The organism is Mesorhizobium sp. B2-1-1, from assembly GCF_006442975.2.
GTDB lineage: Bacteria > Pseudomonadota > Alphaproteobacteria > Rhizobiales > Rhizobiaceae > Mesorhizobium.
Map to the genome: position 1 here is coordinate 610317 of NZ_CP083954.1, position 26738 is coordinate 637054.

Consider the following 26738-nt stretch of genomic DNA (forward strand, 5'->3'; position numbering starts at 1 on the left):
TGACCAGGAGATATTCGGACAGAATGCGTGATTTCCAGTTTCCCGGCCGCTCGCCGGTCCGTGCCACCGAAGCGATCGCCGCGACCTCGCATCCGCTTTCGACGCTTGCAGCCATTGACATGCTGCGCGCCGGCGGCAATGCCATGGACGCCGCTGTCTGCGCCGCCGCCGTGCAGGGCGTGGTCGAGCCGCAATCGACCGGCATAGGCGGCGACTGCTTTGTCCTCTATTGCCCCGCGGGGCAGGGACACGTGCTGGCTTTCAATGGCTCCGGCCGGGCGCCCGCCAAGGCGACCGTGGACTGGTATCGCGACAAAGGCTTCAGCGAACTTCCCAAACAGGGACCGCATGCCGTGACCGTGCCCGGCGCGATCGACGCCTGGTGCAGGCTGCTGGAAGACCATGGCAGCAAGGACCTTGCAGAGGTGTTGGCGCCAGCGATCAACTATGCCGAGAACGGCTATGTCGTGCATGACCGCGTCGCCTTCGACTGGGCCGAACCGGAGACCGACCTGTCGGTCGACGAGCACGCCGCGCGCATTTTCCTGCCGGGCGGCGAGGCGCCCAGGGCCGGCGACGTGCACCGGCAGCCGGAGCTTGCCGCCACCTTACGCATCATTGCCAGGCATGGCCGCGCCGGGTTCTATGAAGGCACCGTGGCCGACGACATTGTGAGCCGGCTCAGGGCGTTGGGCGGACTGCATTCGCTTGAGGATTTCGCTTCGACCAAGGGCGATTATGTAGCGCCGGTCAGCGTCTCCTATGGCGGCCACGAGATCCACCAGATGCCGCCGAACAATCAGGGGCTGACGGCGCTCGTGATGCTGAATGTGCTGTCGGGGCTCAGGCTCGGCGAGCTCGACCCCGGCGGCGCCGAGCGCCTGCACTTGGAGATCGAAGCGGGGCGGTTGGCCTACCGCGACCGCGACCGTTTCCTCGGCGACCAGGACCATGTGCCGGTGCCGGTAAAAGAGCTTCTGTCGGCCGCCTATGCCGAGCGGCTGCGCGCCGAGATCGACCGCCAGCGTGCCATGACGCACCTGCCGGATGTGCAGCTGCCCGGCAGCGACACGGTCTACATCTCCATCGTCGACCGCGACCGCAACGCGGTCTCCTTCATCAACTCGACCTATTATTCCTTCGGCAGCGGCGTCGTCGGCCCGAAGACCGGCGTGGTGCTGCAGAACCGCGGCTCGAGCTTCCGCCTCGACCCGGCGCATCCGAACGCCATCGCGCCCGGCAAGCGGCCGATGCACACGATCATGCCCGGCATGGCGACGCGAAACGGCCGCGTGGTGATGCCGTTCGGCGTCATGGGCGGCGGCTACCAGCCGTTCGGTCACGTCCATCTTTTGACCAACATGCTCGACTTCGGCATGGATCCGCAGCAGGCGCTCGATGCGCCGCGAGTGTTCTACAATGACGGCATGGTGGAGGCCGAGCGCGGTGTTCCCGCTGATGCGATCGAAGGCCTGCGCCGCCGCGGCCATGCCATCACCCAGCCGCACCATCCGCTCGGCGGCGGCCAGGCGGTGTTGATCGACTGGGAAAAGGGAACGCTGACCGGGGCGTCGGATCCACGCAAGGACGGAATGGCGCTTGGGTATTGATGGGATCGGGACAGCCGTCGCGGCCCGGATTTGGCTGCAGTTGCCGCAGCAAGCGTCGGCGCCGCCCCACATGAGCAGCATACCCTCACCCCGCCACCAGGTGACCGCCTCCGACATCGCTCAGCGCCAGCCTCTGCGGGCTCTCGCCCAGCCTCCGCGTCGCACTCGGTATCTCCTGGTCCAGCCTTGCGAACCGGCTCCTGCGCTTCGCCGGATCGGGCACCGGCACAGCTTCGATCAGCCGCCTGGTGTAAGGGTGGCGCGGGTTGGAGAAAACCTGGTCGCGCGTGCCCATTTCGACGATCTGGCCGAGATACATGACGGCGACGCGGTCGGAGATGTTTTCGACTACGGCCATATCATGGGAGATGAAGAGGTAGGCGACGCCGAATTCGCGCTGCAATTCCTTCAACAGGTCGAGCACGCGCGCCTGCACGGAAACGTCGAGGGCCGAAACGCTTTCGTCGGCGATGATCAGCTTCGGCCTGAGCGCCAGGGCACGGGCGATGCAGACGCGCTGGCGCTGGCCGCCGGAGAATTCGTGGGGATAGAGCTCCATCTGGCCGGCCGACAGGCCGACACGCTCGAATAATGCCGCCACCCGCTCCCTGCGCTCTTCCTTCGAAGCGACGCCATGGATGACCAGCGGCTCGGCGACGAGATCGCCGACGCGCATGCGCGGGTCGAGCGAAGCGTAGGGGTCCTGGAAGATCATCTGCACGTCGCGGCGCACCGCCTTGCGCTCGTCGCGGCCGAGGCCCGACAGGTTGCGTCCGCCGATGACGATGTCGCCGGTATAAGGCACCAGTCCGGCCAGCGCCTTGGCGGTGGTCGACTTGCCGCAGCCGGATTCGCCCACCAGCGCCAGCGTTTCGTTGGGCGCGATCGAAAAGCTGACGCCTTCGACGGCATGGACGCGCCGGTTGACCCGGCCGAAGAAGCCGCCACGCAGGTCGAACCGGACATGCAGATCGGTGACATCGGCGACGTTCGCCGGCGCAACCGGCTCGGCAATCTCTTTCGATTTCTGGCGGCCGGCGCCAGTGCCGATGCGCGGCACGGCGGCGAGCAGCTCGCGTGTGTACTCGGCTTGCGGCCTGGCGAAAATGTCCGATGTCTTGCCTTCCTCGACCATGCGGCCATGCCGCATGATGATGACGCGGTCGGCCATTTCGGCGACCACGCCCATGTCGTGGGTGATGAGGATGACGCTGGTGCCGTGCTGGCGCTGCAGGTCGCGCAGCAGTTCCAGAACCTCGCCCTGCACGGTGACGTCGAGCGCAGTCGTCGGCTCGTCGGCGATCAGCACGTCGGGTTCCAGCGCCAGCGCCATGGCGATCATCACCCGCTGGCGCATACCGCCGGACAGCTCATGCGGAAACTGTTTCAGCCGGCTTTCGGCTTCCGAAATGCGCACTGCCTTCAACGCCTCGCTGGCGCGGCTTCGGGCCTCGGCGGGCGAGAGGCTGGTATGCGCCTCGATGGATTCGGTGAGCTGGCGGCCGATCGACAGCACCGGGTTCAGCGAGGTCATCGGCTCCTGGAAGATCATGGCGATGCGGTCGCCGCGGATGCGGCGCATCCGGCGCTCGTCGAGCGCTGTGAGATCGGTGTCGCCCGCATCCCCGCCAAGAAGGCGGATCGTGCCCGAAGATATGCGCGCGGCGGGCCGCGGCAGTAGTTGCATGATCGCCAGCGCGGTCATCGATTTGCCGGAGCCGGATTCGCCGGCGATGCAGAGCGTCTCGCCGCGTGAAAGCGTCAGAGAGAGGTTGGAGACGACGTCGCGCTCGCCGTCCTCGCCACGCACGGAGACGGAGAGATTGGCGATGTCGAGAATGGTTTCGGTGGCTGATGTCATTGCAGACGCAAACCTGCAAGGGATTTATTCTGTGGCGCCCCCCACCCGGACCTTCGGTCCGACCTCCCCACAAGGGGGAGGTAGGGCGCCAGTTTTTTACTCTCCCCCTTGTGGCGAGGGTCGCTGCGAAGCAGCGGGGTGGGGGTGCAGCGCCGACCGAACATCATTCGAACACGCAGCGCGGGAAGTAGAACGACACCACCCAGTTCGGCATGTCGACGATCTCGCTGATCCTGAGATCGCCACAGACCGAGGCCAGCATATAGGCCTCGACCGGATCGATCTGGTAACGGCCGGCGAGCAGGTCGATCATCTGGGCGACCGCCTCTTTCGCGCCGGTCATCAGGTCCGGGCCGATGCCCGTGGTCACCTCGTAACCCTTGGTGTCGAGGTGGCGCGTCACCGGGCCGGGCGTGGTGAAGCGCGGCATCTTCAGCCTGGCGTCCTTGACAAGGTCGAGCTTGAGCACGACGTCCATCGGGCTTTCGATCGCCGTGCCGCAGACCTCGCCATCGCCCTGCGCGGCATGCGTGTCGCCGACCGAAAACAGCGCGCCGGCCACCTCCACCGGCAGATAGAGCGTTGTGCCGGCGGCGAGGTCGCGAATGTCCAGATTGCCGCCGACGCGGCGGGGCGGCACCACCGAGTGATGGCCCATCTCGCCCGGCGCGTTGCCGATGGTGCCGGCGAAGGGTTTCAGCGGCACGCGGCCGTTCTTGCCGAACAAGGCCGGCTCCAGCGAGGCGGCATCGTATTTCCAGATGTTGAGCGCCGGCTGCTTGAAGTCGTCGGCGAGCAGGCCGAAACCTGGAATGTTCGCCGTCCAGCCGAAGCCGGACGGTTTGAACATCTCGATCGTCACCTTCAGCGCGTCGCCCGGCTCGGCGCCCTCGACGAAAATCGGCCCGGTGACAGGGTTGATCCCGGCGAAGTCGAGCTTGGCGATGTCGGCGACGGTGCTGTCGGGCTTGAGCTGGCCACCGGAGGAATCGAGGCACTGAAACTCGATGGTCGAGCCGGGCGCCACGCGCTGCGCCGGGGCAAAGGAATTGTCCCAGCCGAAATGGTGATGGCGTCCGTGGATGGTGTAGTCGCAGTTATTGCACATCTTTTACGTACACATTGTCGTAGTTGATCGGGATATGGACCGGGTCGACATAGAGGTTGTCGGCGCCGCCCATGCGCGCGGACTTCATGGTGAAGCGCTGCTCGTTGAAGACCGGCGCCCAGGGCGCGTCCTCCATCACCTTGTCGTAGATGGCGCTCCACATCTTGTCGCGCTCGCCTGATTTGGCTGGGTCGACCACCGAGTCGGCCTCGGCCGCCTTGGCGTCGAGGTCCTTGTTGCAATACCACGACCAGTTCCAGCCGCCAGGCACCGCGCCGGCGCAGCCGAGGATCGGACCGTAGAAGTTCGATGGGTCCGGGAAGTCGGCGATCCAGGCCATGCCGCCCGACCAGATCATCGGCGCGCCGGCCTTGTCGCCGCCGGCGGCGATGACGTTTGCCTGGGCAAGCGACTGGATGCTGGCCTTGATGCCGATCGCCGCCAAATCCTGCTGGATCGCCTGCGCGATGCGCGGATTGGGATCGGTGTTCATGGCGAAAAGCTGCGTCTCGAAGCCGTCGGGATGGCCGGCTTCGGCCAGCAGCGCCTTGGCCTTGGCGACGTCATAGGGATAGCCCTTGTACGCCTTGTCGTAGCCCGGCATCGACGGCGGCAGCGGCTGGTTGGCCGGCACGGCGCGGTTGTTGATGATCTGCACGACGCGCGCCTTGTTGATCGCCATGTTGACCGCCTGGCGCACCTTCACATTGTCGAACGGCGCCATGGTGGTGTTCATGGTGACGTAGCCGGTGTGCAGTTGCCCGCCCTCCACGACGCGCGCCTTCTGCTCGGGATCGGCCATCACCTCCTGGAACTTGGCCGGCGGAATGCCGTCGCCGGGCACGTCGATCTCGCCCTTCTGAAGGCGCAGCAGCGCCACGATCGGCTCCTGGCCGATTTCGAAGGTGATCTTGTCCAGATGCGGCAGTCCCTTATGCCAGTAGTCCGCGTTGCGCTCGAAGACGATGCGCTGGCCGAGCGTCCACTCCGCGAGCTTGAAGGCGCCGGTGCCGACCGGATGCTTGCCGAAATCGGCGCCGTATTTCTCGACCTCTTCCTTCGGCACGACATGCGAGAAGTTGATGGCCATGACATGCAGGAAGGTGGCGTCGGGCCGGGTCAGCTCGAACTTGACGGTATAGGGGTCGACCACGGTGACACCCGATAGTGTCTCCGCCTTGCCGGCGGCGACATCGTCATAGCCCTTGATCGAGCCGAAGAAGCCGGCGCCGGGGCTCTGCGTCTTCGGGTTGGTGACGCGGTCGAGCGAGTATTTCACGTCCTCGGCGGTCATTTCGCGGCCATTGTGGAATTTCACACCATGGCGCAGCTTGAAGGTGAAGGTCTTGCCGTCGGGCGAGATCTCGTAGCTTTCGGCGAGATCGGGCTTGAGGTTCGTGGTACCCGGCTCGTAGTCCATCAGCCCGTCGAACAGGCTCTTGATCATCGACCAGTTCTGCCAGTCATAGCCGATCGCCGGGTCGAGGGTCGCGACATCGTCCTTGTAGGTGATGGTGATGGCGCCGCCCTGCTTGGCGTTGGGATCGATAGTGTCCTCGGCGCGGACGCTCGTCATGCCGAGCATCAGCGCCAGCGCCGATGCGGCCACGGTTGATGCGAGAAGCTTTTTCATTGTTATGTTCCCTTTCTCTGTTGGTTTTCTGGTTTCATCTGAGCTTGATGCGGGGATCGATGAACGGGGCGATGATGTCGGCCAAGAGATTGCCGAGCACGATGGCGAAGGCCGACACCAGCGTGACGCCCATGATGATCGGAATGTCGACGCGCTGGATCGCCTGCCAGGCGAGCTGGCCGATGCCTGGCCAGCCGAACACGCTTTCGACCACCACGATGCCGCCCATGAAGATGCCGATGTCGATGCCGATCATGGCGATGACCGGCAGGATGGCATTGGGGAGCGCATGGCGGAACAGGATGGCGCGGCGCGCAAGGCCCTTGGCGCGCGCGGTGCGCACATAATCCTGGCGGAGCACGTCGATCATCGAGGAGCGCATCATGCGCGCGTACCAGCCCGCGCCGAGAATGCCCATGGTTAACGACGGTAGTACCAGATGGCGCCAGGTGCCGTAGCCGCCGATCGGGAACCAGCCGAGCCGCACGGCGAACACGTAGAGCAAAAGCAGGCCGACGACGAATTGCGGCGCCGAGACGCCGACGAAGGAGGCGACCATCAGCGTCTGGTCGGTGACGGTGCCGCGCTTGACGGCGGCGGTCAGGCCCATCGAGAGCCCGATCAGCAATTCGCACAGGATGGCGCCGACCATCAGAAGCAGGCTCGCCGGCAGCCGCGAGACGATCAGTTCGGTGACCTCGGAGCGTTGGATGTAGGAGCGGCCGAGATCGCCGCTGGCGAGCTTCGTGAGATAGTGCCAGTACTGGACCACGAAGGGCTGGTCGAGGCCGAGCTGCTGGCGGATGTTCTCGACCGTCTGCGGCGTGGCGCTGCGGCCGGCGATCTGGCGCACCGGGTCGGCAGGCAGCAAATAAAGCAGCGCGAAGGTGATCAGCGAGACGCCGAGCAGGATGAGCAGCGACTGGATCAGGCGGCGGCCGAGATAGGCGATCATGCCCGGCCCCTTTGCGTCGGATCGAGGATGTCGCGCAGCGCGTCGCCGATGAGGTTGAAGGCCAGCGCCAGCGCCAGGATCGCCGCACCCGGGAAGAACACCAGCCAGGGTGCCGCCTGGAAGTAGGTCTGGTTCTCGAAAATGATGTTGCCCCAGGACGCCGTCGGCGGCTGCACGCCGATGCCCAGGAAGGAAAGCGTCGCTTCCAGCAGCACCGTGGTCGAGATGCCGAGCGTGCCCCAGACGATGATGGTGGGCAGGAGATGCGGCAGGATGTGGCGAAACAGGATGCGCGGCGCGCTCGCCCCGATGGTGCGTTCGGCGTCGATGAACTCGCGTTCGGCGAGCGAAGAGGTTTCGGTGTAGATGACGCGCGCGGTCTGCACCCAGTTGACCAGCGCGATGACGAGAGCGACGATCCAAAGACTTGGCTCGAACACGGCCGCGAGACAAATGGCGAGCAGCAATGCCGGAAACGCCATCATCAGATCGGTGAAGCGCATGAGAGCACTGCCGATCCAGCCGCGGAAATAACCCGCCGTGACGCCGACCAGCGTGCCGATCAACAGCGCCACGCCGTTGGCGGCGATGCCGATGATCAGCGAGGTGCGGGCGCCGTAGAGGATGCGGGTCAACAGGTCACGACCGAGCAGGTCGGTGCCCAGCCAGAATTTTGCGTCGGGCGGCAAGGGCGAGCCTTCCAGCGTCAGCCCGTCGAACATCTGCTCATTCGGGTTATAGCCGGTCAGCCATGGCGCGAGGATCGCGCCGGCAAGGACGATGGCGACGATGAACAGGCCGAGCAGCGCCAGGCGGCGTTTGACCAGCCGGCGCCAGACGCCGGCGCGCGGCTTGACCGGCATGCGTGCGGCCGCCGGGAGGTCAGGCGCGATAGGACTGGTCATCGCCGCCTTCCTCACCCGTTATTTCGTCACTCGTCATCGCCACGATGCGGCGCGCCGCATTCTCGACGCTGATCTGCCAGCTCATCGCCAGCGAGCGCAGCTGCGCATAGGCGCGATCGTCGTCGGCGCCTTTCGACAGTGCCGCGACCGCGCGCACGATGGTCTGGCGCTCGGCGACGCGCTGGCGCAGCGTGGCGATCTCGCCGGCTAAATGTTTTCGCGCCTCGAAGCTCTGCCTTGCGATCAGCAGCGCGCTATAGACGCCGGCAGTGCCGACCGGCTTCAGGAGCTGCGCGTCGGCCTTGTGCGACAGCGCCCATTCGATGCGGCCGGGCGCCTCCGAACCGATCAGCGCCACCAGCGGCATCGGCGCCTCGCCGGCCTTCCACGGGAATTGCTCGTCGAAGCCGAGATCGGCGTCGAAAAACACGAAATCAGCGGCCAGCGCTTCGGGCGGCAGTTCGGGCCAGCAGTCCACAGTGACCAGGCCGATGGCCGACAATTGCCTGGTGATGGCCTGCACGGTCGGGTGCGGGCGATGCAGGATGAATGCCCTGGCGCCGCCGAGATTCGGGATGCGCGATGGCCTGGTCACGACACCACCCTCAGGCGCGGCCGGCCGAATGTTTTGGCCGGGTCATAGCGCGACAGATACGGGTCCGGCGCGACCTCGTGCTGCCGGCTGACGACCTCGAAGAACCCGTCGGCGATCCGGCCAATGATCACGGGCAGCGTCGCGTGCTGGGAATGGGCGTCGATGGCGATCGGGCCGAGCCGGGTGGAGAAGCGCCGTTCGGCGAAAGCCTTGGAAAATTCCGCCGGACCGGCGTCGGGATCCCGGGACAGGACGTCGGCCATCACTTGCACGGAGGCATAGGCGGAGGCCTCGAAGGAGGAGGCGAAGGCCGCCGGCCGAGGCGCGAAATACGGCCCGACCGACAAATGCCCCTTGCCGGTTTCGCCGATCGCCGGCAGTTCGCCCTCGGTGAGGTTGCAGGAGATGACCGGGCAGTTTTGCGGGCTGAAGGCCGGCTCCTCGGCGCCCAGGTCGCGGTAAGCCGCCAGGAAGGCGTAGGAGGAGGTGCCGATAAGATTATTCAGGACGAAATTCGGCCGCGTCGCCCTGATCTCGGCGATCAGCCGTGACACGTCGGTCTCGCCGATACGAAGATAGCGCTCGCCCAAGACCTTGCCGCCGGCATCCGCGATCAGGTCGCGCGCAACGCGGTTCATCTCCCAGCCCCAGATGTAGTTCGAGCCGAGCAGGAAGCCGTTGGCGCCGAAGCGGGGCACGACATGGGCCATCAGCGGCACCAGATGCTGGTTTGGACAAGCGTGCATGTAGACGACGTGCTCGTTGGCCTCGAAGCCTTCATAGGGGCAGGCGTACCAGAGCATGCCGCCGGCTTTCTCCAGCACGGGAATGGTCTCCTTGCGGCTCCAGGAGGTGACGCAGCCGACCACGTGGCGGGCGCTGCTGGTCCTGAAGATGTCCTCGCACAGCGTCGCGTAGCGATCGGCATTGCTCTGTGGGTCACGCTCGACGGGCACCAGTTCGATACCCGAGGCGCGGTCGGCATTGATGTCGGCGATGGCGCGCATGGCGCCCATCCGGCACGCATCGGAGACGAGCTGGTAGCTTCCCGAGCGGGAATAGAGGATGCCGATCTCGATACGCCGTTTCAAACAGATCCCCAAAATAACAATGCCCCGCAGCCACCGCCGGAGGGCGAGGCATACGAGGCATTCTTGCCGCCCGGCGATCAGGGCCGGTATTTTCAGCCTAAACTATTCCGTGCCACCACGCAGTCAAGCGGGAAAGTGCAAGCGTTAGTTCAACCGCGGCGCTGCGGCCCGTTTGGCGCGGCGGCTAGGCTGCCGTGCTCGCCGTTCAGAAAATTTTGAGAGAATATTCCGGGCTTCCGGGCGAACCGGGAACGCGGTTCTTTGATAATATCCCTAGAGTTTCTGATGATCTGGACAAGGCTTGGCGTTCCGCCCGGCTTGTGACTTCGCAACCGCAGAGATCCATCATGTCCGATTTCAGGAACACCTTGTCGTCTTCCCTCTCGTCATATTTCAACCGCCGCGCGGGTCTTGGCTTGCTTTTCGCTTCGGCGGTCGCGGTCGCCGGGCTGATTGCGCCCAGCGCTTCGTTCGCCGAGGACAAGAAGGCGATCAAGGTCGGCATCATCAGCGGCGAGGACGAGGATGTCTGGCGCGTCGTCGTCGCCCAGGCGGCGCAAAAGGGCCTCAGCATCGAAACCGTGGTCTTCAACGATTACACCCAGCCCAATGAGGCGCTGGAACGCGGCGAGATCGACGCCAATGCCTTCCAGCACCAGCCCTATCTCGACAACCAGATCAAGACACAGGGCTACCACATCGTGCGCGTCGGCTATACCGGCGTCTGGCCGATCGGCCTCTACTCCAAGAAATATACGAAGATCGCCGACCTGCCCGAGGGCGCGGTGATCGGCGTGCCGAACGATCCCTCCAATGAAGGCCGGGCGCTGCGCGTGCTGCAGAACGAGGGCGTGATTAAACTGAAGGACGGCACCGGCATTCTCGCCACCACCGCCGACATCGCGGAAAACCCGAAGAAGGTCGAGATCAAGGAGCTTGACGCCGGCATTGTCGGCCGCTCCGTCGAGGATCTCGATGCCGCCGTGGTCAACACCGACTGGGCGCTGAAGAGCGGCCTGACACCGGAAAACCGTATCGCGCAGGAGCCTATCGCCGACAACCCCTACCGCAACTTCATCGCGGTCAAGGTTGGCAATGAGAACGAGCCCTGGGTGAAGACGCTGGTCGCCTCCTACCAGAACGAGGCGGTGAAAGCCGAGTTCGACAAGGTCTACAAGGGCACCGGCCTCAGCGCCTATTGAGGCTGTTAGTGCATTTGATATGAAAAGGCGGTCCGCGCGGTGCGCGGGCCGCGATCGTATTCGGGATCCGCGCATGAACCAGCATTTCTCAGCAACCGCAGAAGCCATGGAGGGCACAGGCCCACCGCCGCAAGACGTGGTGCGGCTCGTCGACCTGAAGCGCCGCTTCGGCGCGACGGCGGCACTCGACGGCATTTCGCTGACGGCGCGCAAGGGGGAGATCCTCGGCATCATCGGACGCAGCGGCGCCGGCAAATCGACGCTGATCCGCTGCCTGAACGGACTGGAGCGGCCGGATTCCGGCGAGGTTTTCATCGAAGGCCGCGAGATCAGCCGGCTCGGCGAGCGCGACCTGCAGCCGCTGCGGCGGCGCATCGGCATGATCTTCCAGCATTTCAACCTTTTGTCGGCCAAGACCGTCGAGGACAATGTGGCGCTGCCGCTCAAGATCGAGGGCCGCCCGAAGGCGGAGCGGCTGCGCCGCGCCGCCGAACTGCTTGAACTGGTCGGCCTGTCGGAGAAGGCAAAGGCGTATCCGGCATCGCTGTCGGGCGGACAGAAGCAGCGCGTCGGCATCGCCAGGGCACTGGCCGCGCGGCCGGCGCTGCTGTTGTCGGATGAAGCCACCTCCGCGCTTGACCCGGAGACGACGCGGTCCATCCTCGCCTTGCTGAGGGACATCAACCGGCAGCTTGGCCTGACCATCCTTTTGATCACCCATGAGATGGAGGTGATCCGCTCGATCGCCGACCGCGTGGCGGTGATCGACGCCGGGCGCTTCGTCGAGCAAGGCCCGGTCTGGTCGGTGTTTGCCGAGCCGCGGTCGCCGATCACGAAAAGCCTGCTTGGCGCCATCCGGCCGCAACTGCCGGCCGAGCTCTTGGCCCGGCTGCTGCCCGCGACCGGCGCGGAGACGATCCTGCGCGTGGATGTGGCCGGGGAGGCCGCGCAAAGCCCGCTCTTGTCCGATCTCGCGGCGACGGTGCCTGGCCCGTTCCGCCTTATCCATGGTGGCATCGACCATGTCCAGCAGCAGCCGGTCGGCACATTGTTCCTGTCTGTTCCCGGCAAGGATGCAAGCCATCTCGCGCGAGTGATCGCATTCCTGAAGTCCCGCCAGGCGCGGGTGGAGGTGCTTGGCCATGTCGCCGATCCTGTTTGAGCTTCTGCTGCGGTCGATCTGGGAGACGGTGCTGATGACGGCCGCTTCCGGCCTCATCTCGCTGGTTTTCGGCCTGCCGCTTGGTCTCGCCTTGATCGCCACCGAACGCGGCGGCATCGCCGAAAGTCCTTGGGTCAATCGCGTGCTGGGGGCGGTCATCAACGGCTTCCGCTCGGTGCCGTTCATCATCCTGTTGGTGGCGCTGATCCCGGTGACGCGGCTGATCGTCGGCACCTCGATTGGCACCTGGGCCGCGATCGTGCCGCTGTCGATCGCCGCCACGCCCTACTACGCGCGCATCGCCGAAGTGTCATTGCGCGAGGTCGATCATGGGCTGATCGAGGCGGCTCGCGCCATGGGCGGCAATCGCTGGACGATCATCCGCGAGGTGCTGGTGCCGGAAGCGCTGCCAGGCATCGTCGCGGGCTTCACCGTGACGCTGGTGACGCTGGTCGGCGCCTCAGCCATGGCCGGCGCGATCGGCGCCGGCGGCCTCGGAGACCTCGCCATCCGTTACGGCTACCAGCGGTTCGAGACTTCGGTGATGATCGCCGTGGTGATCGTGCTGATCATCCTGGTCTGCGGCATCCAGTGGGTGGGCGACCGGCTGGCGGCGAAGCTGGACCGGAGGGGGTGAGCGGCTGAGCTACGCGATGATGTCTTCGATAAGCGTTTGAAGCGGCGCCTCGGAACCACCGAAGCTGTCAATCATCGCCTGAATAACGCGATCTCGCTCCAGGATATCGGCGTTGAATGTGAAGCCCGCATGTTCAGCAAGCATCGCAAGGAAGGTGAGTTGGGTACGGCCGTTGCCTTCGCGAAAGGGATGAACGGCATTGATCTCCGCAACGACGTGGGCCACGTGCCTCGCAAAACCGAGGCTGTCTAGGTCTGCCAAGGAGTCGGGGTCGCCAAGTTCACGGAACACCCGAACCATCTCGCTGGCGATGTGCTCGGGATAGCAAAACCAGCTGCCACCCTTGCCGATCCGGATGGTGCGCGGCTGACCGGCCCAAGCATACACGTCTTGGAACAGGTGCCGATGCAGGTGGAGATAGTGACGGTAGTCGAGTTCGCCTGCCGGAAGGGGCTCGTCCGCGCGAGTCAGGAACAAGGCGAGCTCGACCTCATCGAGCTCTGCCTGCTCGCGGATATCAAGCAGATTCATAAGCACGGTCGTGCCGGGGTAGCAGAGTGGATCGAACTCGGCAGCGTAGACCAACGGCCTATTTCTTTTTGCGGATTTCTTCTTTGATCAGCGAGCGCCGCTCGTCACCGGACAACCCTTGCCGCACACTATGGTTGAGTATTTTCGCCATGCGGGACGACAACTTCATACCTTCGACAGCGCTGATTTTCTCGCCATGCGCTCTCGTCAGCACGAAATGACCCGTCTTGGCTGAGCGGCCGGTTCTTGAATTAAGATACTTCATTCGCAAATCATATCATGGACCCGCAGGAGAGGCCAAAACGATTTCCGAGCAAGCCGGACCAGGCCGCGGCCTTACTCCTCCGGGTCGAACAAGGCGCCAGCGAGTTCATGCGGCGCCGAACAAATCCCTGGCCTGTTCAGCCGTATAATAACCAAGCCTGACGTCCTGAGCCACCAGTTCCGGATCGCGCTCACGCGGATCGCCGTAGCCGCCACCACCCGGCGTACCGACGCGGACGCGGTCACCGGCCTTGAGCGCGATGTCCTGCTCCTTGGAGAGGTGCGGCGGCACATGTTCCTTCCCGTCGCGGATGACGGCCACCGTGTTGGGCTCGCCATCCCGGCCGCCGAGCGCGCCTTGCGGGCCGAAGCGGCCATGGTCCATGACAAAGGAGGCGCGGGCTTCTCCACGCAGGATCTCGACCTCGTAGGCAAGGCCAAAGCCGCCGCGATGTTTGCCGGCGCCGCCCGAGCCCTCGCGCAACGCATAGTGACGGTAAAGCACCGGAAAGGCCTGCTCCATGATCTCGACCGGCGGCGACTTGGAGATGCCGATGGTCGAGCAGCCATTGGTCAGCCCGTCATGGCCGGCATTGCCGCCATAGCCGCCACCAGAGATCTGGTACATGACATAGTCGCGGCCGCGCGCCGGATCGTTGCCGCCGAGCGCGAAATTGCCGCTGGAGCCGGCGGGCGCCGCCGTTACCTTGTCGGGCAGCGCCTGCACCATGGCCGCAAACACCGCCTCGGCGATGCGCTGCGACACTTCCGCGGCGCAGCCCGAGACCGGGCGGGGATATCTGGCATCCAGGAAGGTACCCTCCGGCCGCTTGACCTCGAGCGGCTCGAAGGCGCCGGCGCTGATCGGCACATCGGGGAAGATATGGCGCATGGCGAGATAAACCGAGGACAAGGTGGTCGCCAGCACGCTGTTCATCGGCCCCGCGCAGGGCTTTGACGAGCCGGCGAAATCGAAAGTCAGGGTGTCGTCCTTCTTCTCGACGGTGAGCGCGATGGTCAGCGGCTCGTTGACCACGCCGTCGGAATCGACGAAGGCCTTCGAGCGGTACGTCCCGTCGGGAATGGCCGCTATGTTGGCGCGCATCTGCTCGGCAGCGCGGCGGCGCAGTTCTGCGATCGCCTCGACAACGGTTTCGTCTCCGTAACGATCCAGAATTCCATTGAGCCGATCCTGGCCGATCAGCAGTGCGGCAGCCTGCGCCCTGATGTCGCCGATGCGCTGGTCGGCGACGCGGATGTTCGAACAGATGATGGCGTAGATCTCCGGGTCGAGTACGCCTTTCTTGAACAGTTTGACCGGCGGCAGCCGCAAGCCTTCCTGCTCGACCGCCGTCGCCGAAGCCGAGAAGCCGCCGGGCACCGAACCGCCAATGTCGGGCCAATGACCGGTGTTGGACAGCCAACAGAAAATCTTGCCGTCCCGGTAGACCGGCATGACGAAGCGCACGTCCATCAGATGCGTGCCGCCGAGATACGGGTCGTTGACGATGTAGATATCGCCCGGCTCCGGGGCCAGGCAGCGGCCGTCGGCGATCATCTCGATCACCGTCCTGGTCGAATATTGCATGACGCCGACGAATACCGGCAGGCCCTGGCTGCCTTGCGCGATCAGCGAGCCGTCGACGGCCGAATAGATGCCGTCGGAGCGGTCATTGGCCTCGGCGATGACAGGTGAGAAGGCGGCGCGGGAAAAGGTCAGGTCCATCTCATCGCAGACCTGCTGCAGGGCTGCCTGGAGAACCGAGAGCGTGATGGCGTCGAGCTTTTGCATCTCAGGCCTCGCCAATGTCGATGATGATGTTGCCGTCGGCGTCCGAGCGGGCACGGTCGCCGGGTTCGAGCACCGTGGTAGCGTCCATCTGTTCGAGGATCGCGGGCCCTTCGATGATCACATCGAGCGGCAGTTCTTCGCGTGCGTATACGGGCGTGTCATGCCAGCGCCCGCTGTACCAGACCGGCCGGATCTCGCGCCGGGCCTCGTCGAGCGTCTTTGCCCGCCCGGCGGGGTCGATCAGCCGCGACAGATCGATCGCCGGCCTGACACCCGTCACCGAGGTGTTCAAGTTGACCAGATTGGCGCGGATTTCCGGCAGCTCGACCTTGAAGCGCGCGAAATAGGCCTTTTCGAACAGCGCCTGCAGCTCCTGCCGGGTCACCGACGAGGACGGCAGCGGCACGTTGATGATGTGGGTCTGGCCGACGAACTGCATGTCGGCGGAATGGGTGACGCGGATGGTCTGCGGTTTCACCGCCTCCTTGGCGATCAGCTCCTCGCCTTCGTTTCGATGCCGTTCCAAAACCCGATGGAGCTGGCTTTCATCAAGAACGCCTACCGGCCGGTTGATGGTGTTGACGAAATCATGGCGCAGATCGGCGACGACGCAGCCGAGCGCATTGGTGATGCCGGGCCGTGCCGGCACCAGCACCCGGGGCAGTCCAAGTTCGCGCGCCAGAGCGGTGGCGTGCAGCGGGCCGGCGCCGCCGAAGGCGAACAGCGCGAAATCGCGCGGATCGTGGCCGCGCGACACCGACACCATGCGGATGGCGCCGGCCATCTTCATGTTGCCGAGCCTGAGCACCGCGCCGGCTGCTTCGACGCCGGACAAGCCCGTCGCCTTGCCGATCCTGTCGGCGAAAATGCCGGTGACACGCTCTGATGTGACCGGATTGTCGACGGCAAGCAGCTTCTTCGACGCCAGCCGGCCGAGCACCAGATTGGCGTCGGTGATGGTCGGCTGCAGGCCGCCGCGGCCGTAGCAGATCGGGCCTGGATTGGCGCCGGCACTTTCCGGGCCGATCTGGATCAGGCCTGCCGCGTCGACGCGCGCGATCGAGCCGCCGCCGGCGCCGACCGTGTGCACCGCCACCATCGGCACATGGATGGGCATGGCGTATTCGATCTCGATCTCGTTCGAAACCGCCGGTTCGGCGTTGCGGATCAGCGCCACGTCGGTCGAGGTGCCGCCCATGTCGTAGGTGACGAGATTTTCGAAGCCGGCGCGCTTGCCCGTGTAGGCGGCGGCGATGACGCCCGAGGCCGGGCCGGACATCACGGTCTTGGCCGATTCACGTGTGACGAAGCGGGCCGAGATCATACCGCCATTGCCGTTCATGATCAGGAAGTCGCGGGCGTAGCCTTTGTCGGCGAGTTCCTTGCGCAGCCGCTCGACATAGCGCTCGAGGATCGGCTGCACCGAAGCGTTGACCGAGGCGGTGACGCCGCGCTCGAATTCGCGCGCTTCCGACAGCAGCGCATGACCCGCGGTGATGTAGTCGTTCGGCCAGAGTTCGGCGGCGATCTCGGCGGCGCGCCGCTCGTGCGAAGGGTTAGCGTAGGAATGCAGGAAGTGGATGACCAGGGATTCGCAGCCGGCATCGATCAGCGCCTTCACCGCCTCGCGCATTTCGGCTTCGTCGAGTGGCATGCGTACCGCTCCCGACGCCTCGACGCGCTCGGACACTTCGAGCCGCAGGTTGCGCGGGATGACCGGAACAAAGGTGCCGGTCATGCCATAGGGCTGCGGCCGCGTGCGCCGGCCGAGCTCGATCACGTCGCGAAAGCCGCGCGTGGTGATCATGCCGGTCTTCGCCAGCCGGCGTTCGAGCACCGCGTTGGTGGTTGTCGTCGTGCCATGCACGATAAGATCGATGCCGTCGATCGGAAAGCCGGTGGTATCGAGTGCCGAAACGACGCCGAAGGCCTGGTTGTCGACGGTCGTGGGCGTCTTGGCGATATGTACCCGCCCGCCATCCTTGCCATCAATCAGAAGCAGATCGGTGAAGGTTCCGCCGACGTCGATGCCGGCGACGACACTGCCCAGGGAATCCGGCGGCTGCACCGAAAAATTCTCTTTCATTGTCGAAACCCGAAATGCTGGGACTACGGATATGTCACAGTTTGGAAAGGTGTTTTACGGCGGCATCTTGACGCAAATATCGTTTGTATACTAATAAATTCCGGACACAAGAGCTTACCGCTTTGGAGTGTGCGAGCAGCACGCCGGAACCTGAACGGTCCGGGCGCGCAGGAATAAGGTTTGGCGCCCGCGTTCGTGAGTTGGGCCAGAAGGTTGGATTTGATGAACACCACATCCGCGTTCAACACCGCCGGCGCCCGCCCGCTGCAATTTCCGATTCCATCCAATGTCTATGCCGAAACCGTGGTCTCGGTGAAGCACTACACCGACCGGCTGTTCTCGTTCCGCATCACCCGTCCGCAGTCGCTGCGCTTCCGTTCCGGCGAATTCGTCATGATCGGCCTGCCCAATGCCGAGAAGCCGGTGTTCCGCGCCTATTCGGTGGCCAGCCCGGCCTGGGACGAAGAGCTGGAATTCTTTTCCATCAAGGTACCGGACGGCCCCCTGACCTCGGAGTTGCAGAAGATCCAGGTCGGCGACACCGTCATCATGCGCCAGAAGTCGACCGGCACGCTGGTGGTCGACGCGCTGACGCCGGCCAAGCGGCTGTTCATGATCTCCACCGGCACCGGCATCGCGCCCTTCGCCAGCCTGCTGCGTGACCCTGACACTTATGAAAAATTCGAGCAGCTGATCCTGACCCACACCTGCCGTGACAATGCCGAGCTGACCTATGGCCAGGAACTGGTGGCGACGCTCGAAAGCGACCCGCTGATCGGCGAACTGACCGGCGGCCGTGTCACGCTCTACAACTCCACGACCCGCGAGGAGTCGGCGCGCATGGGCCGTATCACCGCGCTCATCGGCTCCGGCAAGTTCTACGCCGACCTCGGCATCGAGAAGCTCAATCCCGAGACCGACCGCATCATGATCTGCGGCTCGATGCATATGCTAAAGGACGTCAAGGAAATGGCCGAGAGCCTCGGTTTCCAGGAAGGCTCGCTCAGCCATCCCTCGACTTTTGTCGTCGAGCGCGCCTTCGTCGGCTGAGGCCTGCTCTTCCCGGCGATCGACCTTTTGACCTTCTGGTCAAAAATTAGCTGCTTTCGCGGCCTTTTTCAGCTATCCCTCGCTTGAGGACTCGTGAAGCGCGGCTTCGCGGGCTATCTTCGTGCGTGTCGCCCAAAAGTGCCGAGCGGTTTGGGAAGACGATACACACCAAGACATAGGCGCAGTCGCTGAGTGAAAGGGCAGGAGATGAGCAGCACAATCCGCGAGGCCGAGGCCAAGGTGATGCCGCTGCCGGCGCGCGCCGCCGCCAACACCGCCCTCCCGCTGGATCATCGCATCGCGCGCAATCCCGGCATGAAGCTCGACCTCGGCTTTCTGGAGTCGGTGCGCAGCGTCAACCGCTCGGCGCTGGAACGGCGCGTCGCCAGCCTGACCAAGCGGCGCTCGATCAAGGCCGACGACCAGGCGGCCTGGCTGCTGCGGGCGATAGCCTGCATGGACCTGACGACGCTCAACTCGAACGACACGGAAGAGCGCGTGCGCCGGCTTTGCGCCAAAGCGATCAATCCGCTGCGCCGCGACATCGCCGAGGGCCTGGGCATTGCGGGCGAACCCATCCGCCCGGCCGCCGTCTGCGTGTATCATCCGTTCGTCGCCACCGCGGTCGACGCCGTGCGCGGCACCGGCATCCATGTCGCCGCCGTCTCCACCGCCTTCCCGCATGGTCTTGCGCCACTGTCGACCCGCCTCCAGGAGATCGAGGCCTCGGTGCGCGACGGCGCCGACGAGATCGACGTCGTCATCCCGCGCGGCCTGGTGTTCGGGGCCAAATGGCGCGAGTTCTACAACGAGATCGTCTCGATGCGCGCTGCCTGCGGCGATGCGCATCTGAAGGTCATTCTCGGCACCGGCGACCTCGCCACGCTGCGGAATGTGATGCTGGCCTCTATGGTGGCAATGATGGCGGGCGCCGATTTCATCAAGACCTCGACCGGCAAGGAAAGCGTCAACGCCACGCTGCCCGTCGGCCTTGCCATGGTGCGCGCCATCAGGGCCTATTTCGAGGAAACCGGCTATCTCATCGGCTTCAAGCCGGCCGGCGGCATTTCTACCGCCAAGGTGTCGCTCGACTGGCTGGTGCTGATGAAGGAAGAACTCGGCCGGCCGTGGCTGGAACCGGATCTGTTCCGCTTCGGCGCCTCGAGCCTGCTGACAGACATCGAGCGGCAACTCGAACATCACCTGACCGGGCACTATTCGGCCAATCACCGCCACGCGATGGCTTGAGTCAGGGCTCGAACGTGGAGCCCTACGGCGCCCCCCTCTGTCCTACCGGACATCTCCCCCACACGGGGGGAGATCACGCGCTTCCTTGTTTTCGTCCATTTTCAACGTCGCAAGGGCAGCGACACGCTGAAACTGCCAATCTCCCCCCTTGTGGGGGAGATGTCCGGCAGGACAGAGGGGGGCGCGACAGAGCGCTTGCCGAGGCAATTATCTGGAGGGCCCCATGAACATTCTCGAACGCTATCACGCCATGGAATACGGTCCGGCGCCGGAAGCCCGCAACGAGGCCGACGCCTGGCTTGCCGCGCGCGATTTTTCCAAGGCATTGTTCATCGACGGCACCTGGAAGGCGGCTGGCGGCGGCAAGACCTTCGAGACCAGCGAGCCTTCTTCCGGCAAGCTGCTGGCCAAGGTCTCGGATGCCGGAGCCGCCGACATCGACGCCGCGGTCGCGGCGGCCACCAAGGCGCTGCCGAAATGGTCGGCCTCCTCGGGCTATACCAGGGCAAAAGTGCTCTATGCCATCGGCCGCGCCATGCAGCGCCACCAGCGCCTGTTCGCGGTGCTTGAGACAATCGACAATGGCAAACCGATCCGTGAGAGCCGCGACATCGATGTGCCATTGGCGATCCGCCACTTCATCCATCACGCCGGCTGGGCGCAGGCGCTGGACAAGGATTTCCCCGGCCACAAGGGCGTCGGCGTCGTCGGCCAGATCATCCCTTGGAACTTTCCGCTGCTGATGCTGGCCTGGAAGATCGCGCCGGCGCTGGCCGCCGGCTGCACGGTGGTGCTGAAGCCGGCCGAGTTCACGCCGCTGACAGCCATCCTGTTCACCGAAATCTGCGAACGCGCCGGCGTGCCGAAAGGCGTCGTCAACATCGTGCAGGGCGGCCCGGAAGCGGGTGCGGCCATCGTCAACCACCCCGGCATCCAGAAGATCGCCTTCACCGGGTCTTCGGAAGTCGGCAAGATCATACGCAAGGCTACCGCCGGCTCGGGCAAGAAGCTGTCGCTGGAGCTTGGCGGCAAGTCGGCCTTCATCGTGTTCGAGGATGCCGATCTCGACAGCGCCGTCGAAGGTCTGGTCGACGGCATCTGGTTCAACCAGGGACAGGTCTGCTGCGCCGGTTCGCGGCTGCTGGTGCAGGAGGGCATCGCCGACGCCTTCATCGCCAAGGTCAAGGTCAGGATGAGCCGGCTGCGCGTCGGCAGCCCACTGGACAAGAACACCGATATCGGCCCGCTGGTCGATCTGACGCAGCTCGATCGCGTCAAGGGCCTGGTCGCCGAGGGCGCAAAACAGGGGGCGGTCTGCTGGCAGCCGGATGCGGCGCTGCCCTCATCCGGCTATTACCATCTGCCGACCCTCGCTACCGGCGTTTCGCCGGCTAATATTCTCGCCCAGGAAGAAGTATTCGGCCCCGTTCTGGCGACCATGACGTTCCGCAACACCGAGGAAGCGATCGAGCTCGCCAACAACACCCGCTATGGCCTTGCCGCTTCGGTGTGGAGCGAAAACGTCAATCTTGCCTTGCACGTCGCGCCGCAATTGAAAGCGGGTGTCGTCTGGGTCAACGGCACCAATATGTTCGACGCCGCCTGCGGCTTTGGCGGCTACCGCGAGAGCGGTTTCGGCCGCGAGGGCGGGCGCGAAGGCATGTTCGAATATCTCACGGCAAAGCTGCCGCTTGGCCCGGTCATCAAGCCGGCGGCAGCCTCGACACAACCGGTCGAGCAGGCCGATGGCACAGCAATCGACCGGACGGCAAAGCTGTTCATCGGCGGCAAACAGGTCCGGCCGGACGGCAACTACTCGCTGGCGGTTGTCACCGCCAAGGGCAAGCTTGCCGGCGAAGTCGGCTTGGGCAACCGCAAGGATATACGCGATGCCGTCTCCGCGGCGCGGGCCTGCAAGAGCTGGCCGGAGGCGACCGCCTACAACCGCTCACAGGTGCTCTACTATCTGGCGGAAAACCTCTCCGGCCGGGCGGAGGAATTCGCTTCACGCCTCGTCCAGCTCACGGGCGCGACCGCCAAGGCGGCACGCGAGGAGGTCGACCAGTCGATCGAGCGGTTGTTTCTCTATGCCGGACTTGCCGACAAGTTCGAGGGGCGCGTGCACCAGCCGCCGGCACGGGCGGTGACGCTGGCATTGCATGAGCCGGTTGGCGTCGTCGGCATCGTCGCGCCCGACAGTCAGCCGCTGCTCGGGTTCATCTCGCTGGTCGCGCCGGCGCTGGCAATGGGCAACACGGTGGTCGCGGTGCCTTCGGAGCGCCATCCGCTGCTCGCCACCGACTTGTATCAGGTCATCGAATATTCCGACGTGCCTGCCGGCGCCATCAACATCGTCACCGGCCGCACGGCCGAACTTGCCGGCGTGCTGGCCAAGCATGACGATGTCGATGGGCTCTGGCTGTTCGCCGATGCCGACACCTGCGCCAAGGCGGAGGTCGAGTCCGTCGGCAACCTCAAACGTATCTGGAGCGGCAATGGCCGTAGCCTCGACTGGGCCTCGGAAGAAGCCGCTGGCGATGCTTTGCTGCGCCGCGCCGTCGAGGTGAAGAACGTCTGGGTGCCCTACGGCGACTGACGTTCCATGCTGTCACAATGGAGATCGGGTTCGGGCTTGACGCTCGGGCTTATGTTCTTTAACGAGAAAAAACATCTTTATCTGTGAACTGACAGAGCAGGCCACATCATGGCCTGTGACTGGCACATGACGCCTTCGCAGGCCGCCGATAAAGGCAGTTAACCCAGGAGGAGAACAGCATGGCGGATCTGGCAGGCAAGGTCGTCGTCATCACGGCAGCGGCGCAAGGCATCGGCAAGGCAAGCGCGCTCGCCTTCGCCAAGGCAGGAGCTACCGTCCATGCCACCGACATCAACGAAACGCTGCTGGCGGAACTCGCCAAGACTGCCGGGATCAAGACACGCAAGGTCGACGTGCTCAATGACGAGGCGGTCAACACCGCCTTCGCCGGGATCGGCCGCGTCGACGTGCTGTTCAACTGCGCCGGTTTCGTCCACTCCGGCTCAATCCTGGAGATGAAGGACAGCGATCTCGATTTCGCTCTCAACCTCAACGTTCGCGCCATGATCCGCACCATCCGCGCCGTGCTGCCCGGCATGCTGGAGCGCGCAGACGGGTCGATCATCAACATGGCCTCGCTGGCGAGTTCGCAGAAGGGCGTGCCGAACCGTTTCGCCTATGGCGTCACCAAGGCTGCGGTGATCGGCCTGACCAAGGCAGTCGCGGCCGACTATGTCGGCAAGGGCATACGCTGCAACGCCATCTGCCCCGGTACGGTCGAGAGCCCGTCGCTGCAGGATCGCATGCACGCGCAGGGCGATTATGAAGCCGCGCGCGCCGCCTTCATCGCGCGCCAGCCGATGGGCCGGCTCGGCACGCCGGAGGAAATCGCCGATCTGGCCGTCTATCTGGCCGGCGCCACCTACACATCCGGGCAGGCCTACAATATCGATGGTGGCTGGTCGATCTGACCGGATCGAGGAGTCTGAAAATCCCGCTCACCGGCGATCACTATATGGTGTCCGCGCTTGCCCTGGATCAGGCCGGTGGTACGGTCCGCCGGCTTGCCCCAACGGGAGCCATTCGTTTCGGTGAAGAGTTTGCAAAAGGCCGCGAGGCCGCAACCAGGAGAAGGGTCTAAATGAAACTGCTGCGCTATGGCGAGGTGGGGAGCGAACGCCCCGGCCTGCTCGATGCGGATGGGACGATCCGCGACCTCTCCGCCCATGTCGCCGACATTGCCGGCACCACGCTTCACCCGGCCTCGCTGGAGATGCTGTCCAAGCTCGACGCAAAGTCGCTGCCGGCGGTTTCCGGCAAGCCGCGGCTCGGTGCCTGCGTTGCCGGCACCGGCAAGTTCATCTGCATCGGCCTCAACTATTCCGACCACGCCGCCGAGACCGGCGCCACCGTGCCGCCGGAGCCGATCATCTTCATGAAGGCCAGCTCGGCCATCGTCGGACCGGACGATGACGTGCTGATCCCGCGCGGCTCGGAAAAGACCGACTGGGAGGTCGAGCTCGGCGTGGTCATCGGCAAAACGGCAAAATATGTCAGCCAGGCCGATGCGCTCGATTATGTCGCCGGCTACTGCGTCGCGCACGATGTCTCCGAGCGCGCCTTCCAGGCCGAGCGCCAGGGCCAATGGACCAAGGGCAAGAGCTGCGACACGTTCGGCCCGACCGGCCCATGGCTGGTGACCAAGGACGAGGTCTCGGATCCGCAGAACCTGAAGATGTGGCTGACCGTCAACGGCAAGACCATGCAGAACGGCTCGACGAAGACCATGGTCTACGGCGTCGCCTATCTTGTGTCCTATCTCAGCCAGTTCATGTCGCTGCATCCCGGCGACATCATTTCGACAGGCACGCCGCCCGGCGTTGGATTGGGCATGAAGCCGCCGGTGTTCTTGAAGGCCGGCGACGTGGTGGAGCTGGGCATCGAAGGGTTGGGCCAGCAGAAGCAGACGTTCAGGGCTGACGCATAACTTTCACAAGTCGCGCCGCCCCTCATCTGGCTGCCGCCATCTTCTCCCCGTAAAACGGGGAGAAGGACGCTGTCGTTGCTGCTTTCGCCAATCGCCGGCGCTGGAGCTATCTTCCTTCTCCCCGTCACTATACGGGGAGAAGGTGCCGGCAGGCGAATGAGGGGCAGCGCCAACTATGTTGCGATACTACTTCAGCACCTTCCCATCCGCGCCAAACCGATAGGTCTTCGCCGGATCCGGCGTTGCATAAAGTGTCGCCCCCGGCTCGGCGTCATAAACACCGAAAATGCGCACGGTGATCAGCCCGGCCTTCTCGCAGTCGAGATAGAGATTGGTGTCGGCGCCGAGGTGCTCGGCATGCACGACCGTGCCTTTCCAGGCGCCGGATTTCGGGTCGACAGTCAGATGCTCCGGCCGCACGCCGATGCTCTTGGCGGTTTCCCCAAGCCTGGCGCCGTCGATGAAGTTCATCTTCGGCGAGCCGATGAAGCCCGCGACAAATTCGTTCGCCGGCGAATTGTAGAGTTCCATCGGTCCGCCGATCTGCTCGATTTTCCCGGCATTGAGCACCACGATCTTGTCTGCCAGCGTCATCGCCTCGACCTGGTCGTGGGTGACGTAGATCATCGTCGCCTTGAGGCGGCGATGCAGCTGCGCGATTTCCAACCGCGTGTTGACGCGCAGTGCCGCGTCGAGATTGGACAAAGGCTCGTCGAACAGGAACAGCTTTGGCTCGCGCACCACGGCGCGGCCGATGGCGACGCGCTGGCGCTGGCCGCCGGAGAGTTCCGCGGGACGCCTTTCCAGATAGGGCTCAAGCGACAGCATGGACGAGGCGATGCCGATGCGGCGCTCGATCTCGGGCGCCGGCGTGCCGGCCTGCTTGAGGCCAAGGCCCATATTGTTCTTCACCGTCAGGTGCGGATAGAGCGCATAGGTCTGGAACACCATGGCGATGCCGCGCTTGGCCGGCGGCGTGGCCGAGACATCCGCGCCATCGATGACCACCCGGCCCGAGGTCGAATCCTCCAGCCCGGCGATCACCCTCAGCAAAGTCGACTTGCCGCAGCCCGAGGGGCCGACGAAGACGACGAATTCGCCATCCGTCACCTCGAGGTCGATGCCCTTCAGCACCTCGACCGGGCCGAAGGCCTTCTTCACATTCTCGATCTTCAGCGAGCCCACGGCAGTCCTCCAAATTGATGAGTGGGCGCCAGGGCGCCTCCCTCTGTCCTGCCGGACATCTCCCCCTCAACTGGGGAGATTGGCAGCTTTGACGCTGAAACACTCTTTTTGACGTTTGTGATCGGCGAAGGCCATGCCGACAGCTGATCTCCCTCCTTGAGGGGGAGATGGCCGGCAGGCCAGAGGGGGGCGCCGTAGACCGCAACCCCTGCCGCTAGCTCCCTTTTCACAATCGCACCGCCTTCCCGCTGCGCACGCTCTCGTCGGCGGCAAGGCAGACGGCGAGCGATTTCACGGCGTCGTCCATATGGCGGGTGAGATCGATATCCTCGCGGATCGCCTTGAGGACAAAAGCCTGTTCGAGATCGCAGAGATCCTGGTGGCCGGGTTCGCCCTCCATCGACAGCATCTCGTCTGGCTTGGCGAACTTGCCGTCCGCGCCGGTTTTCGCACTGTGCAGGCGGATGGTCGACGTCTTGGTGTGAGTGTCGATGTCGTCGGACTTAACGCCTTCCTTCATGACGATCGACACGCAGCCCGTCGGCGAGATGACATCTTTGACAAAGAACGCGGTCTCCGAAATCATCGGTCCCCAGCCGGCCTCGTACCAGCCGACCGAGCCGTCATCGAACAGCACCTGGAGGTGGCCGTAATTGTACATCGTGGGCGCCACCTCCTCGGTCAGCCGCACGCCCATGCCGCGCACCTCGACCGGCCTGGCGTCGGTGATCTGCAGCATGACGTCGAGATAATGCACGCCGCAGTCGACGATCGGCGAGGTCGTGCGCATCAATTGCTTGTGCGTCTCCCAGGTATGGCCAGAGGACTGCTGGTTGAGGTTCATGCGGAAGACATAAGGGCCGCCGAGCTTGCGCGCCTCGGCGATCAGCCTGATCCAGGACGGGTGGTGGCGCAGTATGTAGCCGATCACCAGTTTCCTGCCATTGGCCTTGGCGGCCGCGACGACGCGCCTGGCGTCGGCCACCGTCGTCGCCAGGGGCTTTTCGACGAAGACATGGCAGCCGGCCTCGAACGCCCTCACCGCATAGTCGGCGTGGCTGTCGGAATAAGTGGCTATGCAGGCGACATCGGGCTTTTCGTCGCGCAGCGCATCGTCGAAGGAGCGCCTGATGCCGTAGCCCGACAGCCCATTCGGCAGCGGCACGTCGGAGCGGTTGATCAACGCGGCGATCTCGAAGCCCGGATTGGTGTGATAGGCGAGCGCATGGCTGCGGCCCATATTGCCGAGGCCGGCGACGACGACGCGAAGGGGCGTTTCAGAGTTCACCGAGCTGCTCCA

The 26738-nt window shown here is 64.6% G+C and carries 22 protein-coding genes; 9 read left to right on the forward strand and 13 right to left on the reverse strand.

Annotation, left to right across the window (positions count from 1 at the left end; genetic code table 11):
* Positions 1–23: 23 nt before the first annotated feature.
* Positions 24–1610 (forward strand): gamma-glutamyltransferase, encoded by a 1587-nt coding sequence (gene ggt / locus FJ972_RS02940; RefSeq protein WP_140524277.1) that lies wholly within the window; start codon positions 24–26, stop codon positions 1608–1610.
* An 85-nt stretch (positions 1611–1695) separates the two neighbouring features.
* On the opposite strand, the gene FJ972_RS02945 is transcribed toward ggt, so the two are convergent.
* From FJ972_RS02945 to FJ972_RS02975, 7 genes are all read right to left on the reverse strand, one after another.
* Positions 1696–3471 (reverse strand): ABC transporter ATP-binding protein, encoded by a 1776-nt coding sequence (locus FJ972_RS02945; protein WP_140491551.1) that lies wholly within the window; start codon positions 3469–3471, stop codon positions 1696–1698.
* Between the two features lie 163 nt (positions 3472–3634).
* Positions 3635–4579 (reverse strand): acetamidase/formamidase family protein, encoded by a 945-nt coding sequence (locus FJ972_RS02950; RefSeq protein ID WP_140491553.1) that lies wholly within the window; start codon positions 4577–4579, stop codon positions 3635–3637.
* On the reverse strand, positions 4569–6212 hold the full coding sequence (locus tag FJ972_RS02955; RefSeq protein ID WP_140524279.1) for an ABC transporter substrate-binding protein: 1644 nt from the start codon (positions 6210–6212) through the stop codon (positions 4569–4571). Before FJ972_RS02955 ends, FJ972_RS02950 begins: the two co-directional genes overlap by 11 nt.
* Before the next feature lie 34 nt (positions 6213–6246).
* Positions 6247–7167 carry an ABC transporter permease gene (locus FJ972_RS02960; protein WP_140524281.1) on the reverse strand — a complete coding sequence of 307 codons (921 nt, stop codon included), beginning with the start codon at positions 7165–7167 and terminating at the stop codon, positions 6247–6249.
* Positions 7164–8072 carry an ABC transporter permease gene (locus FJ972_RS02965; protein WP_140524283.1) on the reverse strand — a complete coding sequence of 303 codons (909 nt, stop codon included), beginning with the start codon at positions 8070–8072 and terminating at the stop codon, positions 7164–7166. The genes FJ972_RS02960 and FJ972_RS02965 overlap by 4 nt, the downstream gene beginning before the upstream one ends.
* Complete coding sequence (locus tag FJ972_RS02970) at positions 8050–8667, reverse strand: ANTAR domain-containing response regulator (protein ID WP_140524285.1); 618 nt, start codon at positions 8665–8667, stop codon at positions 8050–8052. The genes FJ972_RS02965 and FJ972_RS02970 overlap by 23 nt, the downstream gene beginning before the upstream one ends.
* Positions 8664–9758 carry a transporter substrate-binding protein gene (locus tag FJ972_RS02975; RefSeq protein ID WP_140524287.1) on the reverse strand — a complete coding sequence of 365 codons (1095 nt, stop codon included), beginning with the start codon at positions 9756–9758 and terminating at the stop codon, positions 8664–8666. The genes FJ972_RS02970 and FJ972_RS02975 overlap by 4 nt, the downstream gene beginning before the upstream one ends.
* A gap of 347 nt (positions 9759–10105) precedes the next feature.
* Between FJ972_RS02975 and FJ972_RS02980 the strand changes: the two genes are divergently transcribed.
* From FJ972_RS02980 to FJ972_RS02990, 3 genes are all read left to right on the forward strand, one after another.
* Entirely contained in the window at positions 10106–10960 is an 855-nt protein-coding gene (locus FJ972_RS02980) for a MetQ/NlpA family lipoprotein (protein WP_140491565.1), read from the forward strand.
* A gap of 73 nt (positions 10961–11033) precedes the next feature.
* Complete coding sequence (locus tag FJ972_RS02985) at positions 11034–12122, forward strand: methionine ABC transporter ATP-binding protein (protein WP_140524289.1); 1089 nt, start codon at positions 11034–11036, stop codon at positions 12120–12122.
* Positions 12103–12759, forward strand: coding sequence for a methionine ABC transporter permease (locus tag FJ972_RS02990; RefSeq protein ID WP_140524291.1), 657 nt, complete (start codon positions 12103–12105; stop codon positions 12757–12759). The genes FJ972_RS02985 and FJ972_RS02990 overlap by 20 nt, the downstream gene beginning before the upstream one ends.
* 9 nt (positions 12760–12768) lie before the next feature.
* Here the strand turns inward: FJ972_RS02990 and FJ972_RS02995 are convergent, their stop codons facing one another.
* The 4 genes from FJ972_RS02995 to FJ972_RS03010 form a co-directional block, all read right to left on the reverse strand.
* Entirely contained in the window at positions 12769–13344 is a 576-nt protein-coding gene (locus FJ972_RS02995) for a Fic/DOC family protein (protein WP_226880492.1), read from the reverse strand.
* A 4-nt stretch (positions 13345–13348) separates the two neighbouring features.
* Positions 13349–13555 carry a hypothetical protein gene (locus FJ972_RS03000; protein WP_140491571.1) on the reverse strand — a complete coding sequence of 69 codons (207 nt, stop codon included), beginning with the start codon at positions 13553–13555 and terminating at the stop codon, positions 13349–13351.
* A 105-nt stretch (positions 13556–13660) separates the two neighbouring features.
* Positions 13661–15346: a hydantoinase B/oxoprolinase family protein gene (locus FJ972_RS03005; RefSeq protein WP_140491573.1), complete on the reverse strand. Its 1686-nt coding sequence runs from the start codon at positions 15344–15346 to the stop codon at positions 13661–13663.
* 1 nt (position 15347) lies between these two features.
* Positions 15348–17432 (reverse strand): hydantoinase/oxoprolinase family protein, encoded by a 2085-nt coding sequence (locus tag FJ972_RS03010; protein WP_140524293.1) that lies wholly within the window; start codon positions 17430–17432, stop codon positions 15348–15350.
* A gap of 222 nt (positions 17433–17654) precedes the next feature.
* On the opposite strand from FJ972_RS03010, the gene FJ972_RS03015 reads away from it, so the two are divergent.
* From FJ972_RS03015 to FJ972_RS03035, 5 genes are all read left to right on the forward strand, one after another.
* Entirely contained in the window at positions 17655–18482 is an 828-nt protein-coding gene (locus FJ972_RS03015) for a ferredoxin--NADP reductase (RefSeq protein WP_140524294.1), read from the forward strand.
* Between the two features lie 207 nt (positions 18483–18689).
* Complete coding sequence (gene deoC / locus FJ972_RS03020; RefSeq protein ID WP_140524296.1) at positions 18690–19730, forward strand: deoxyribose-phosphate aldolase; 1041 nt, start codon at positions 18690–18692, stop codon at positions 19728–19730.
* 223 nt (positions 19731–19953) lie between these two features.
* The gene (locus FJ972_RS03025) at positions 19954–22326 is read left to right on the forward strand and encodes an aldehyde dehydrogenase family protein (protein ID WP_140524297.1); all 2373 of its coding nucleotides are present in this window, start codon (positions 19954–19956) and stop codon (positions 22324–22326) included.
* A 179-nt stretch (positions 22327–22505) separates the two neighbouring features.
* Entirely contained in the window at positions 22506–23237 is a 732-nt protein-coding gene (locus tag FJ972_RS03030; protein WP_140514227.1) for an SDR family oxidoreductase, read from the forward strand.
* Between the two features lie 170 nt (positions 23238–23407).
* Complete coding sequence (locus tag FJ972_RS03035) at positions 23408–24253, forward strand: fumarylacetoacetate hydrolase family protein (protein ID WP_140514225.1); 846 nt, start codon at positions 23408–23410, stop codon at positions 24251–24253.
* A 186-nt stretch (positions 24254–24439) separates the two neighbouring features.
* On the opposite strand, the gene FJ972_RS03040 is transcribed toward FJ972_RS03035, so the two are convergent.
* A complete protein-coding gene (locus FJ972_RS03040; RefSeq protein ID WP_140514224.1) occupies positions 24440–25438 on the reverse strand; it encodes an ABC transporter ATP-binding protein in 999 nt (332 codons plus the stop codon).
* Between the two features lie 226 nt (positions 25439–25664).
* Complete coding sequence (locus FJ972_RS03045; protein WP_140524301.1) at positions 25665–26726, reverse strand: Gfo/Idh/MocA family protein; 1062 nt, start codon at positions 26724–26726, stop codon at positions 25665–25667.
* Positions 26727–26738: the final 12 nt, after the last annotated feature.

What these genes read in the sequence shown, in the direction of transcription:
- FJ972_RS03010 (WP_140524293.1), bottom strand. Translation starts at nt 17,432, where the DNA reads ATGAAAGAGAATTTTTCGGTGCAGCCGCCGGATTCCCTGGGCAGTGTC.
- FJ972_RS02965 (WP_140524283.1), bottom strand. Translation starts at nt 8,072, where the DNA reads ATGACCAGTCCTATCGCGCCTGACCTCCCGGCGGCCGCACGCATGCCG.
- FJ972_RS02990 (WP_140524291.1), top strand. Translation starts at nt 12,103, where the DNA reads ATGTCGCCGATCCTGTTTGAGCTTCTGCTGCGGTCGATCTGGGAGACG.
- FJ972_RS03015 (WP_140524294.1), top strand. Translation starts at nt 17,655, where the DNA reads ATGAACACCACATCCGCGTTCAACACCGCCGGCGCCCGCCCGCTGCAA.
- FJ972_RS02950 (WP_140491553.1), bottom strand. Translation starts at nt 4,579, where the DNA reads ATGTGCAATAACTGCGACTACACCATCCACGGACGCCATCACCATTTC.
- FJ972_RS03035 (WP_140514225.1), top strand. Translation starts at nt 23,408, where the DNA reads ATGAAACTGCTGCGCTATGGCGAGGTGGGGAGCGAACGCCCCGGCCTG.
- FJ972_RS02960 (WP_140524281.1), bottom strand. Translation starts at nt 7,167, where the DNA reads ATGATCGCCTATCTCGGCCGCCGCCTGATCCAGTCGCTGCTCATCCTG.
- FJ972_RS03005 (WP_140491573.1), bottom strand. Translation starts at nt 15,346, where the DNA reads ATGCAAAAGCTCGACGCCATCACGCTCTCGGTTCTCCAGGCAGCCCTG.
- FJ972_RS02945 (WP_140491551.1), bottom strand. Translation starts at nt 3,471, where the DNA reads ATGACATCAGCCACCGAAACCATTCTCGACATCGCCAATCTCTCCGTC.
- deoC (WP_140524296.1), top strand. Translation starts at nt 18,690, where the DNA reads ATGAGCAGCACAATCCGCGAGGCCGAGGCCAAGGTGATGCCGCTGCCG.
- FJ972_RS02955 (WP_140524279.1), bottom strand. Translation starts at nt 6,212, where the DNA reads ATGAAAAAGCTTCTCGCATCAACCGTGGCCGCATCGGCGCTGGCGCTG.
- FJ972_RS02980 (WP_140491565.1), top strand. Translation starts at nt 10,106, where the DNA reads ATGTCCGATTTCAGGAACACCTTGTCGTCTTCCCTCTCGTCATATTTC.
- ggt (WP_140524277.1), top strand. Translation starts at nt 24, where the DNA reads ATGCGTGATTTCCAGTTTCCCGGCCGCTCGCCGGTCCGTGCCACCGAA.
- FJ972_RS03025 (WP_140524297.1), top strand. Translation starts at nt 19,954, where the DNA reads ATGAACATTCTCGAACGCTATCACGCCATGGAATACGGTCCGGCGCCG.
- FJ972_RS03000 (WP_140491571.1), bottom strand. Translation starts at nt 13,555, where the DNA reads ATGAAGTATCTTAATTCAAGAACCGGCCGCTCAGCCAAGACGGGTCAT.
- FJ972_RS03030 (WP_140514227.1), top strand. Translation starts at nt 22,506, where the DNA reads ATGGCGGATCTGGCAGGCAAGGTCGTCGTCATCACGGCAGCGGCGCAA.
- FJ972_RS02985 (WP_140524289.1), top strand. Translation starts at nt 11,034, where the DNA reads ATGAACCAGCATTTCTCAGCAACCGCAGAAGCCATGGAGGGCACAGGC.